Origin of the sequence: Agrilactobacillus fermenti (genome assembly GCF_021030645.1) — a bacterium.
GTDB classification, from domain to species: Bacteria; Bacillota; Bacilli; order Lactobacillales; family Lactobacillaceae; genus Agrilactobacillus; species Agrilactobacillus fermenti.
Window position 1 is genome coordinate 1 of sequence record NZ_JACGCJ010000045.1, and the last position, 12,100, is coordinate 12,100.

The following is a 12,100-nucleotide window of genomic DNA, read 5'->3' on the forward strand; positions in this document are numbered from 1 at the left end:
TCCAAAGGGATTGATAAACGCAACTGATTATTGTTATAATTTTGATACACGACAGTGTCCTCCTTTTCTTTCTAGAGTTTTGTCGCTTATAGAATAACATTGGAAGGCACTTCGTGCCTACATAAAAACAAAAAATTCCTTGAGATCAGATCTCAAGGAATTTTTTACTTTAGGCTGTATAAAAAGACTTATGTCCCAGCCTCTTTTTTGTTTTTATGTAGTGGCTGGGACATAAGCCACTTTTTTTAATTAATTGACTGAATCACCTGCCAATTGACACCGCCAGTGTAACGCCCAATCTTATACTCTTGAGTTGGATCCACTCGAGTGATATATGGTCCTGTTGGTCTGTTCGATGTCGCATTTATCGGTTGGTCTTGGTTACTGGCGTTCGTCCATTGATTTGTATCTGATAATTCCGATAAATCCGTCACAATTGGTAGGCCGTAGTCATTTGGACCAACTGTCCCAGATTTATAAATTTGCTGACTTTGCCCGCTTTGCAGCGCCACGTCGTTATAAAAGAGTGCGAGTTGTTCACCAGAATGCACAGCTTGATTGTTGTCATTTTTAAAGGGCCCTGTTAATTCAGCTGATAATGTCCAAGGATTAAAAGCCGTATCTGTCACAGTCAAATCAGGATGCCAAGTTTGCACCGGCAGATACCGTGTTTCAGTGGTTAGATGTTTGCCAAAAGCCATCTTTGTTGGTACTTGCAATTTAATACCACCAGCAAAATTAAAAGTTGGTGCTGATTTCATCGTCATATCATGATAGATTTCATCATGATCAGTCAGATCACTCTGTTTCTCTAAATCGTAATGTGGATTCATGGCAGCTGTTTGATTAGACACTTTTCCATAACTAGCATGCATACCATCCGCATCAATAGACTGAACAGCTTGATATTGATAAGTATCTTTAGGATAAGAGAAGACAATTTGCATTTTGTCACCGACTCGAAAGCGTAAATCATCTTTGATCAACGGTAAAGGTTCAGTATTATCATATTGTCCAATATGTACTGCCGCCCCCTTACCATGTAATACGCCATCTGAGTCTTTGCTAAGTTTGACGACTTGGCTCGTAGCATTAATGTACTCTGTTGGTCCGAGTACACTACCTTCACTGCGAACATTATGGGCAATAATTTCAGCAAAATTAGTATTCAATGTCCTTTGGGCTATCGTTCCATAGGGACCAACCGTCTGCTCAGAGCCCATTGCTCCAGTATTATCAGTATAATAACGCACTGTCCATCGATCGGGCATCGGGGGTGCCATTAACTTGACGACTTGTGTCGGGATATTATGAACGACTTGATTACTGTCACCTACCTGATAAGTTTTATGATTGACCTTATTCTCTAAAGTCATAACCTTGACGCCGGCACCGCGCTTCAGAAATTCAGCTGTGCCGCCTTTGACACGAATATTGGGAATTTTAAAGACACCCATCATGGTTTCATTACTACTCGGATCACCATCGGGACTTTTTTTGGGATATTCATAAAAGGTTGCTGATGTACTTGATTGCCCTGTTAACGTATAGGTCGTGTGCGCATCATCGGGTAAAAACACTTTTAGTGTTAACGCAAGTTCACCGGTTCTTGCCGGTGTTAATTGACCAGTTGTTTGATTGGGGACTTCCGCTTTTAACCAGAGATATTTATCCGTATCAGCAGGTGTTGTTATCCAAGTAACTTTAGGCGTTGCAGTTACCGATTTTTCAGATAGATAAGTGTTATTAGAAATTGGAACATAATTTGCAATTTCGTTCGCATAGTCACCTGTACTAAATGCAGTATTATTGGGTGCTAGCGGCGCATCTTCAACAGAAGTATCCAAAAAATATGAGCCATAGCTACCGAGAAATTGAGATGACTTATCATAAACATAATAATGTGTTGTTGTTTGCGCATAACCGGAATTGTCTACCTGAATGCCATAATCTGAAGCTGAGATCTTGGCCCCATCATAGCCATGATATGTCAATGTCACCGTGTTTGAACCAGTTTGCCCTGTATCACCAATTGGATTACCATTGGCATCTTCAGGGCGACGCGCCAAATCATTGGCTTTGGTAGAATCACCATTTAGATAGAGTGGCAATACAACAACATCTGATCCAGCCAACTGCTCAGCCGACTGGGTTGCTTTAACAGTCGTGACGCCATTCTTTAAATCAGCTGCAGCCACAGAGAGCGTTTTTGGCAGTGGCAGCATCCCCGTTGCACCAATTAAAGTCTCTGGCCCGGTATTATTTTGAGTACTAGCCTTAAGCGTGATTTTATCGCCGTCTTTCACATCAAAGACAGCGTGCTCATCATTCGGGGCTATGCCATTAATACCTGTGATAGTCAAATTGTTAGCCAATGGTTGTGCATTTGTCGTTGAATTTACGCTGTTTTTTTTACGATAAACAAAAGTCAAAGCTGTTGGTCGAAATTCATAAGATGGGATGTTTAGCTCAACATTGACTGCTGGTACTTGTCGGTTAGCATCATCAGGATCAGTCATGGTCGTCTTCGTGATTATGGATTTTTGCGTATCATTGGGCATGAAACGCTGAGTCGTATAAACGCCATTGATATCGTCACTATAACGATTGATTTGTGACAATACATAAGTTCCATTATCATCCGCTGAACCTTTGTCTGTTGAATCTTTTGTATAATTGATGATTACTGGATTATTATGTACACCCATTAAACTATCGGCTACATCATACATTGGCTTTGCTGGTTTCAAGGCCTTGCCATTTTCATCAACATAATTCACCATTATTGTAAGAGCATCGTTATGTTTGCCACTATCATCGTCTACTGATTGAAATAGCAGTGGCTTTTGGACACTACGTTGACTATTGTTACGTGTGCTAGATACAGCAGACAAAGAAACCGTATTTATGCGCAGCAATTGGCTGATACTATTATTCAGTTGACTGGGCCGCATAGAAGCCGCCGTTACAAAGCCGCTACTTTGAAATAATAACCATAAACAAAAACTGAAAAAGAAACATAACCCTAGGCCCTTTTTGATTTGTGCCATTGAATAAATCATATTATATTCCCCATTTATAATAATAATTTAAATTATACTATTAGGATTATTCTAGCACTTATCCTGAAGCACAACGCTCATTTTTCCATTACGCCGTTTATAGTTAAGCTTGAGAAAGATAGTTTTCATAAGTATCCTGATCATTAAAACGTACAAAAATAAATAGGCCCCAAAACAAAGTGTTGGCTTTATCTCGGGTCCTATTTGTCATGTCCTTAATACAAGCTTAGGACTTAAAGTATCATTTCATTAATTAAAACTCTTCATAATAAGCTGGATCTTGATCACGGATACGACCATCTGCCCGAGTCATATTATTAATTGCCACCATATCCTCAGGCGCTAATTCAAAATCAAAAATAGACATATTTTCATATTGACGGCTCGCATGGGTCGATTTTGGTATTGGCATGACGCCTAACTGAGTTTGCCAACGCAAGATGATTTGTCCCGGCCCTTTATGATATTTTTCGGCTAGGTTCTTAATAATTGGATCCTGCATGACGTTGTTTGATGTTGCGCGTCCTAAGGGACTCCAAGCCTGGGTTAAAATATGATGTGCCGCATCATAAGCTCGCTGATCAGCTTGGTTAAAATAAGGATGGAGCTCAACTTGATTGATCACAGGTTGCACACCGGTTGCTTTCGTAATCTTATCGATGTGTTCTGGTAAAAAGTTTGAAACCCCAATGGCTCGAATTAAGCCCCACTTTTGCGCATCGACCAATGCTTGCCATGCTTCTTCATAAAGTCCAGTTTTGGGATTAGGCCAGTGGATCAAATAGAGATCAAAATAGTCTAATCCAGCTCGAAATAAGGATTCTTGAATGGTTGTAATGGCCTCATCATAATGTTGATGCCGGCCAGGTAACTTAGACTGAACCAAAATATCTGCCCGTGGAATTCCGCTTCGGCGAATTGCCGCGCCAACAGTCCCTTCATTTTCATAATTTACAGCCGCATCTAAAAACCGATAGCCCATATTCAATGCTGACACAATGGCATTGACGCCAGTTGCCCCCTTTAATTTATACGTACCAAAGCCGACTTGTGGCACGTATAAACCATCAGCCAGTTTAAAAGTTGGAATCATAAAAAATTACCTCCTACAACTTATTTATAGTCTTATCATAAAATAGTGTTTCATTTATTACCAGCTGAGTGCCCAGCTCTCCGAATCACCGCAAAGGCCTCTCTCTTTTACGGCACAACGAATGACTATTGTGCCTGTTGCCAAAGGGCCTGACGTAAAATTGGATCAACGGCATACAAATATAAACCATATCGACCCCGTTTTAATAGGACATTGATCGAATTTAAGATAATTTGTACCTTGGCTGCGGCGATATCCGTCAAATCGTGTCGCTTTTTAAAAGCTTCAGAATCTTGATATTGATCCGCTTTAATCTTGATGCGCCCTTCAACTGGATCGTAAGTGACAGACGGGCCTAAAATCACACCGGCATAATTCAAATCAAATCCCTGAATCGTATAAATAGAGCCCACTTCATGAATGGTTTCTGGGCGCATGGCCCAAGGTACCTCAGAGCGATTGATCTTATCCCAAGGTAAGCGTAATTTACCAGCTGTCACAAACCAATCACCACCACTTAACTTGTAAGGAAAATCGGCCGTTGCAATCATCCGAGATAGCCCTACTGCTTTATTTTTTTGTTGTAACTGCTGATAAAGTGGCACCCCATCTTGGAAAATACGAAAATCAAACTTTGAAAGTTTCGGTAACGGTGCAATGGTCCGTTTTTGTGTGAATTGGTCGATCCAATCAATCATTGCTTGATTTGTGACGCGCATTTGCCGTTTTAAATGATAAATTTCATGAGGATACGCAGACAACTGCACCTTGATCATTTGCTTGTTCCAGTAACTCTTTAGTTTGAGTACCTGATGCAGATCAAAGACAAGAATAACGACTTTACTAGATTTAATAATCTCTGCAAGCTGATTCTGCTGATTAAAGTGATTATAACGGTCACTTTGGGTTAATAATAAATGGGCTTCATCAACAAATACGATATCCGCCTTTTCGGCATTTTTGCGCTGCTGATTAATGAATGTGGTCGGCTTTTGAAAATCTTTCTTATAAAGTTCAGTTGTCTGACCTGCCAAGTACTGATAAATTTTCAACATTTCGGGATGATTAACTAATAGTGAATTTTTTGTACCAAAAAGTTGACTATCTTGATTCAAACGGCTCTCTCGCTGGATGTGGCAAAAGATTTCATTAATTAAGGCACTTTTACCCGTCCCAGCATCGCCCTCGATTACAAAAAGATGTGTTTGCGATTTATGCAAGTTAGTCATGATAAAATTTAATAATCGATTCTGAAGCTGCTGTTGCTCTGCATTCAATTGCGTCGTGCTATCAAGTAAAAATGTGCCCTTAGTCTGCATCAAATCCCCTTCAATCTCAAAAAATCAAGTTAGCTCTTAAACTAACATCCTACGCATATTCATTATAACCAGTACCTTTACCCTTGAAAACCAAAAATAAAGTTCTGTGCTCAGGCAAAAAATAGGCGTACCAGTTAAAAGTCAGCTACAACTTCCAGCTCATACGCCTACTAGGTTTATCTTTTGAAATTTAACGACCAAAAATTTGGTCTGTCTCAGTTAAATTACCCTCACTATCAAGATACAGTGCTAGAAAGTCATGATAAATGACAATTGTATCTACGGCGAGGTCTTCAATATAATTGCCACGCTGTCCGGTGTTGATCGTACGTATCATCGCTGCAATTTTCTTACCGTTTGTTTGAACAAAAGTCTGGATCGCTTCAGTATCAGGTTGATCTTTTTCACCGGCCGATCCTAAATACTTAACGTAAGCCGTTTTTTTGATGGAATCTAACAATTGAAACTCATAATCCGCTCCGTCTTGCCACTTGCACAGGTCAATGTTACGAATACCTTGTTTATCGATGATCGCCATAGTCGAACCTCCTAATATTCAAATATAACTAGATTTTATCATTGTTAGGTTGAAATCACGTTTATTTTGTCTTGGCTGCGGCCATCCCAATCTGTTTCCAATTTTCATCGAACAAGCAAATAAAAAACGGCTTGACATTTAAACCACAATCGTCAATACTAAGGGACATAAAATAATAAAAAAATGATATAAAGATGAGTAAATTGCTAAGTCTTTTAGAGAATTACTGGTTGGTGAAAAGTAATAGATAAGGCAATTGAAGTATGGTCTTTAAAGTATTGGAACAATGAGCCTAGGGTCAGTTGTTTCTGGGAACGCCCATTATTGCGTCAGCATATCGCTTGAACTGTCACAGTTCTGAGCCGTATGTGTTAAGGAATGCAAGTCATTGTATTTAAATATCGGGTGGTACCACGACTATCATCGTCCCGTGAGTTCTTTTTGAGCTCACGGGATTTTTTTATCATTTTTTAGGAGGAAATCATGAAAAAAGCATTAATTTTACCGTTGAGTTGTTTCATTTTAGGCACAACATTGCTTGGCAGCGGCTTAAGTCAGCCGCAAGCGACTCAAGCAACCGCAAAACAGGTCTTGAATTGGACGGAAAGTAACGAATTAGCCACAGCAGACATCTCTAAAGCAACGGATACTTTAAGCTTCAATGTTTTATTAAATACCCAAGAGGGTTTGTATCGATTAGATAAAAATGGCACCCCTCAACCTGCATTAGCTACCAAAACTGAGCTTTCTAAAGATGGCTTGACTTATAAATTCACTTTACGAAAAGATGCCAAGTGGCAAAATGGTGATCCTGTCACGGCAAAAGACTTTGTCTATTCCTGGCAACGGACAGTCGATCCTAAAACCACCTCTCAAGATGCGTTTTATCTTTTTCAAGTCAAAAATGCCAAGGCAATCAATGCCGGCAAATTAAATCCAGATCAACTTGGGATCAAAGCAGACGATGATTATCATCTGACGGTTACTTTAGAGCGGCCCGTTTCATATTTTAAAAAACTACTGGCGTGGCCCCTATTCTTCCCTCAAAATCAAAAAGCAGTGGCAAAATATGGCCAGGCTTATGGCACTGAGGCCAATAAAACTGATAATAACGGGCCTTATACATTAACTAAGTGGAATGGTTCTTCGGACTCTTGGACTTTGGTTAAAAACAAAAATTATTGGGATCAAAGACACGTTAAATTAAATAAGATCAATGAATTAGTTGTGAAAGACCCACAAACTGGATTGAATTTATACCAAAGCCACAAAGTTGATGAAACGGTGCTTTCGGGTGAACAAGTACCAAATTTCAAAACTAATAAGGATTTTGTAAAACGAGAGGCTTCAAATCTGTTGTACTTAAATCTCAATCAAAATAAAGTTAAAGCCTTCAAGAATCAAAACGTTAGACGTGCGTTTTCCTTAGCAATTAATCGCAAACAATTAGTCAACAATGTTCTTCAAGATGGTTCACAAACACCAAAGGGTTTTACGCCCGTAGGTCTAGGCAAAGATCCACAAAATGGTCATGATTTTGCCAAAGAAACTGAAGTTAAAACAGCGGTCACAAGCAATCTTAAAACAGCGAAAGCCTTGATAAAAAAAGGCCTTGCCGCAACACATGCAAAATCTTTGTCATTAACCTTAGTGACCGATGACACCCAAAATGCGAAACGCACTGCGGAGTACGTTCAAAATGCCTTAGAAAAATTGCCGCACGTTAAAGTTGCCATCCATACTTTGCCAAAAGTTCAACGGCTGACACTGCAGCAAAAAGGCAATTATCAATTAATTATTACTGGTTGGCAGTCTGTTTTTGCAGACCCCGTTAATTTCTTAGATATTTGGACATCCGATTCCAGCTACAACACTTCTGGTTGGCACAACACCAAATTCGACCAGGCTATCGCTGATGCTGAAGGCAAATACGCCAATGAACCGGACAAACGCTGGCAAGCATTGCAAAACGCGGAAAAAGAATTATTGACTGATCAAGGGACGATTCCACTGTATCAGCAAACCACCGCTCAGTTATTGCAACCGAAAGTCAAAGGCATTGTTTATAATGGCTCTGGCGTCCCTTACGATTGGAAAACTGCTTATATTAAATAATAAAAATTTTGAGGTGATCACTTGAACTATCGCATTGACACACAGCAGCTTTATACGGATTTTAAGCAATATGTACAGATCGATACCGAATCTAATGACCAGGTTGCCATTGATACCGTACCGAGTACTCCAGGCCAAACAGAATTAGCTAAAGTCCTCGTGCATCAATTAACTACGCTTGGTTTGCGTGAGGTCAAGTTAAACGCGAACAATGGCTTCGTCACTGCGCTATTACCGGCAACCGACTCTGCGCCAATTGCAACAATTGGATTCATTGCCCATTTGGATACTGCCCCAGATTTTACCGGCCATCAGGTTTCGCCCCAAGTACATCCAAATTATGATGGTCAGCCGATCCACTTTAAGAACGGTTTGGTCCTCGCACCGGATCAATTTCCAAACTTAAAGCATTATCTTGGTCAAACACTGATCACCAGTGATGGTACAACTTTGCTGGGCGTGGATGACAAAGCAGGCATTGCCGCTATTGTCAATGCTTTGCGCTTTTTAGTGGCTCATCCGGAACTAAAACACGGACCTGTGAAAGTTGCTTTTGGGCCCGATGAAGAGATTGGCCGCGGAGCTGATCGTTTTGACGTAGCTGATTTCAACGCTAAATTTGCTTACACACTGGATAATGGGCTTGTAGGTGAGATTGAGTACGAAACCTTTAATGCGGCACAAGCCATCATTAACATTACCGGTACCAGCGTGCATCCTGGTGAAGCTAAAGGGAAACTAGTCAATGCCATTACGATTGCCGAACAAATTGACCAAGCATTGCCAGCTAATGATCGGCCTGAATATGCTGAGGGTCATCAAGGTTTTTATCTGCTGCACCATTTTGAAGGTAATGTTGACCATGCTCAATTGACCTACATCATTCGTGACTTTGACAAAATTGCTTTTGAAACACGCAAGCAGCGTTTAAAAAATATCGTGACTCATCTGAATGAAGCCTTCCCTGAGCCTAGAATCAAATTAAAATTAACAGACCAATACTACAATATGGCGGATATTATCAATCAAGATCCCTATCCGATCGAGTTGGCAAAACAAGCTCTAAAAAACTTACACATTCAACCCTTTATTCGTCCCTTCCGTGGTGGTACGGATGGTTCCAAACTCACTTATTTAGGTCTGCCTACACCCAACTTATTTAATGGCGGTGAAAATTTCCATGGGCCTTATGAATTTGTCACTTTAGAAGCAATGAGTCAGACTGTCGCAACTGTTTTAGAAATTATAGCGGTACATGACAAATCAGTAGACAATTAGACCATTAAAAAGTAAACTAAAGTAAACTATGGACATTAAAAAGGGAGGAGTATCTTGAAGCATAGACCAATGATTCGGACTAAACATAAATTTTTAATTAGATTATCAATATTTAGCCTCATCTTTGCACTAGCTTTACCATTATTTCATATTGAGCCAGTTGCAGCTGCTAGTCAAAAAACCTTTGAAGCAGCCACCAGCCAAAATTTAGATACCTTAGATCCGGCTGCTTACACCGGAACAACGAGTTCTGAAACGATTCAGCAAATTAATGAGGGGCTGTATCGTTATAATGTCAAAAATAAGATTGTCCCTGGTATGGTGACGGGAGCATCAAAGGTCAATAGAGCTAAAACAGTCTATACCTTTACCTTGCGCAAAGCTAAATGGCAAAATGGGCAAGCGGTGACCGCTCAAGATTTTGTTTATGGCATCCGTCGTAAAGTTTCACCGAAATATGCTTCAAGTATGAGTGATATTCTGAAGAATGGTAAGGCAGTTCGGCTCAACCAAAAACCAGCTACGGCTTTGGGCGTGAAAGCAATCAATACACATACTTTACAAGTCACTTTGGAACATCCGGTACCCTATATCAGACAATTCTTTACGAACTCACACTTTATGCCGGTCAACGAAAAGTTTGCCAAAAAAGTTGGTAAAAAATTTGGCACGGCAGCCAAGTATACTTTGAGTAATGGACCATTTATACTTAAAGGTTGGAACGGTACTAATGATAGTTGGGTACTGCAAAAGAGCCCAACTTATTACGACAAGCAGGCAATCAAGATCAATAAAGTCAATGTCCAAGTCGTCAAAGAAACCAGCACGGCTATGAATTTATTTGATGATGGTGAACTCGATTACACGACCATTCCAGATAATAACGTGCAGAAATATCAACACTCAAAATATTTGCATCAGACAACTACGCCGACGATTGGTTATTTATCCATGAATATTCAGCGTACCAAAACTGCCAATAGCCACTTGCGCCGTGCTTTGGCTTTAGCAGTAGACAAAAAGAAATTGACTCATAATCTTTTACAGGATGGCAGTCAGCCGTTAAATGGGCTTATTCCTACTGGCCTAGCAACCGATCCAAGTAATGGCAAAGATTATCGCCAAGAAACCGGACAATTGCTTACTTATGATCCTAAGCAAGCTAAATCCGAATGGCGAAAAGCTCAATCAGAATTAAAAACCAAGCATATTGCTTTAGAATTGCTTTCAGCAGATACTTCACAAGCTAAAAGCATTGCAGAATTTTTGCAATCTCAATTACAGAACCATCTACAAGGCTTGACGATCAATGTCAAAGCAATTCCAGTGGCTCAGCGCATTCAGTTTGAACAAGACGGCAATTACGATTTAGCGTTTGGTACTTATGTCCCTGACTATGCGGATCCAATGGCTTTGCTGTTCATGTACGGGAGTGATCAAAAATTAAACTTTTCTCACTACAAGAATCAAAGCTATGATACTTACCTCGATAATATCAACGGCAAATATGCTGCCGATTCAGCTCAGAGGTTCAAAACCATGCAGTCCGCTGAAAAACAATTGCTCGATGATGCCGCAACCGCTCCAATTTATCAAGCTGGTTTTTCCTACCTATTGAGTAATCGATTCAATGGGTTTGGCGTGACGCCGTTTGGTCAATGGGCTCAATTCAGATATCTCACCCCCAAAAAATAGGAGTTTTGAATAATATATGAAACCAAAAATCGCGATCATTGCTAATCAGTATGAATTTGCTGAAAAAGTCTTTCACAATCATCCAGCTTCCTACGTGCCTCAGTTTTACATTGATGTCATCAATCAAGTTGGTGGACTCCCTTATCTTTTACCACTTACGAATCCAGACGATGTTGCCGATTATGTGCCAAGCTTTGATGGTTTCCTATTAACCGGTGGGCAAGGCGTTTCTCCGTTTCTCTATGGTGAAGCCCCCCTGCCTAAAATGGGCATGACCAGTTTGAAGCGTGATACATTTGAAATCAATCTGATTCAAGCAGTTCAACTAACCAATAAACCCTTATTAGGAATTTGCCGCGGATTTCAAGTTCTAAATGTGGCGCTAGGTGGTACGCTATATCAAGATTTGAGTTACCGAGAAGCGCCCACCTTGAAACATATGCAAATTCCAACGGATGATACACAACCTTCACACTACGTCTTACAAGACAAGCCTTCTTTCTTAAAGCATGTTTTTGGTGATAAGGTCCTGGTTAATTCCTTACACAGCCAAGGTATCAAACAACTTGCTGCAAATTTAGAAGCAATCTCCGTCAGTACCGATGGCGTGATTGAAGGTTTTCAAAGCCTGGATGCCCAGCATCAGTTTTTCGGCGTGGAATGGCATCCCGAAATGCTATTAGGTTATGACCAGCGTAACCAAGAGATTTTCCGACAGCTAATCATACAAGCCACAAAAGCAGCGAGTGCTTAAAAATCGTATCTAGCTGGCAGTGATTTTATCTAAAAGTTTGTATCCATTTGTGCACCAGTAAAGAAAGACCCACAGAAATTAGACTAAAACTCTAATTCTGTGGGTCTTTTTTAGTGCGTCCGGCATGGGCGCTAACTTGGTGGTGAAAGTCCACTATAGACCGTAGTAGTCGGAACTATTAGTTGAGGACAAGGGTGTCCACCGTGAGGTGGAATCTGAAGGAAGTCTAAAGCAAAGTGCTGAACC

At 40.3% G+C, this 12,100-nt stretch carries 8 protein-coding genes and 1 other annotated feature; of the genes, 4 read left to right on the top strand and 4 right to left on the bottom strand.

All coding sequences use genetic code 11. The features are described 5' to 3' along the window. Nucleotides 1-245 precede the first annotated feature (245 nt). The 4 genes from FHQ08_RS11975 to FHQ08_RS11990 form a co-directional block, all read right to left on the bottom strand. The gene (locus tag FHQ08_RS11975) at nt 246-3,062 is read right to left on the bottom strand and encodes a hypothetical protein (RefSeq protein WP_230914618.1); all 2,817 of its coding nucleotides are present in this window, start codon (nt 3,060-3,062) and stop codon (nt 246-248) included. Between the two features lie 253 nt (nt 3,063-3,315). After that, nucleotides 3,316-4,155 (bottom strand): aldo/keto reductase, encoded by an 840-nt coding sequence (locus tag FHQ08_RS11980; protein ID WP_230914619.1) that lies wholly within the window; start codon nt 4,153-4,155, stop codon nt 3,316-3,318. A gap of 125 nt (nt 4,156-4,280) precedes the next feature. After that, the gene (locus FHQ08_RS11985; protein ID WP_230914620.1) at nt 4,281-5,474 is read right to left on the bottom strand and encodes a DUF2075 domain-containing protein; all 1,194 of its coding nucleotides are present in this window, start codon (nt 5,472-5,474) and stop codon (nt 4,281-4,283) included. A gap of 190 nt (nt 5,475-5,664) precedes the next feature. Then, on the bottom strand, nt 5,665-6,012 hold the full coding sequence (locus FHQ08_RS11990) for a hypothetical protein (RefSeq protein ID WP_230914621.1): 348 nt from the start codon (nt 6,010-6,012) through the stop codon (nt 5,665-5,667). Between the two features lie 177 nt (nt 6,013-6,189). Then, nucleotides 6,190-6,446, top strand: a binding site (T-box leader). Between the two features lie 49 nt (nt 6,447-6,495). Between FHQ08_RS11990 and FHQ08_RS11995 the strand changes: the two genes are divergently transcribed. From FHQ08_RS11995 to FHQ08_RS12010, 4 genes are read left to right on the top strand one after another with little or no spacing between them, the layout of a single operon-like run. Next, nucleotides 6,496-8,127, top strand: a complete 1,632-nt coding sequence (locus tag FHQ08_RS11995) for a peptide ABC transporter substrate-binding protein (protein ID WP_230914622.1) — start codon at nt 6,496-6,498, stop codon at nt 8,125-8,127. Nucleotides 8,128-8,148: 21 nt separating this feature from the next. After that, nucleotides 8,149-9,405: a peptidase T gene (gene pepT / locus FHQ08_RS12000; protein ID WP_230914623.1), complete on the top strand. Its 1,257-nt coding sequence runs from the start codon at nt 8,149-8,151 to the stop codon at nt 9,403-9,405. Nucleotides 9,406-9,459: 54 nt separating this feature from the next. Then, the gene (locus tag FHQ08_RS12005; protein WP_230914624.1) at nt 9,460-11,100 is read left to right on the top strand and encodes a peptide ABC transporter substrate-binding protein; all 1,641 of its coding nucleotides are present in this window, start codon (nt 9,460-9,462) and stop codon (nt 11,098-11,100) included. A gap of 16 nt (nt 11,101-11,116) precedes the next feature. Then, nucleotides 11,117-11,854 (top strand): gamma-glutamyl-gamma-aminobutyrate hydrolase family protein, encoded by a 738-nt coding sequence (locus tag FHQ08_RS12010; RefSeq protein WP_230914625.1) that lies wholly within the window; start codon nt 11,117-11,119, stop codon nt 11,852-11,854. The last annotated feature ends 246 nt before the right edge of the window (nt 11,855-12,100 follow it).

Bases quoted from the DNA above. Each gene is read 5' to 3' on its own strand.
- FHQ08_RS11975 (WP_230914618.1), bottom strand. From the start codon at position 3,062: ATGATTTATTCAATGGCACAAATCAAAAAGGGCCTAGGGTTATGTTTC.
- FHQ08_RS11980 (WP_230914619.1), bottom strand. From the start codon at position 4,155: ATGATTCCAACTTTTAAACTGGCTGATGGTTTATACGTGCCACAAGTC.
- FHQ08_RS11985 (WP_230914620.1), bottom strand. From the start codon at position 5,474: ATGCAGACTAAGGGCACATTTTTACTTGATAGCACGACGCAATTGAAT.
- FHQ08_RS11990 (WP_230914621.1), bottom strand. From the start codon at position 6,012: ATGGCGATCATCGATAAACAAGGTATTCGTAACATTGACCTGTGCAAG.
- FHQ08_RS11995 (WP_230914622.1), top strand. From the start codon at position 6,496: ATGAAAAAAGCATTAATTTTACCGTTGAGTTGTTTCATTTTAGGCACA.
- FHQ08_RS12010 (WP_230914625.1), top strand. From the start codon at position 11,117: ATGAAACCAAAAATCGCGATCATTGCTAATCAGTATGAATTTGCTGAA.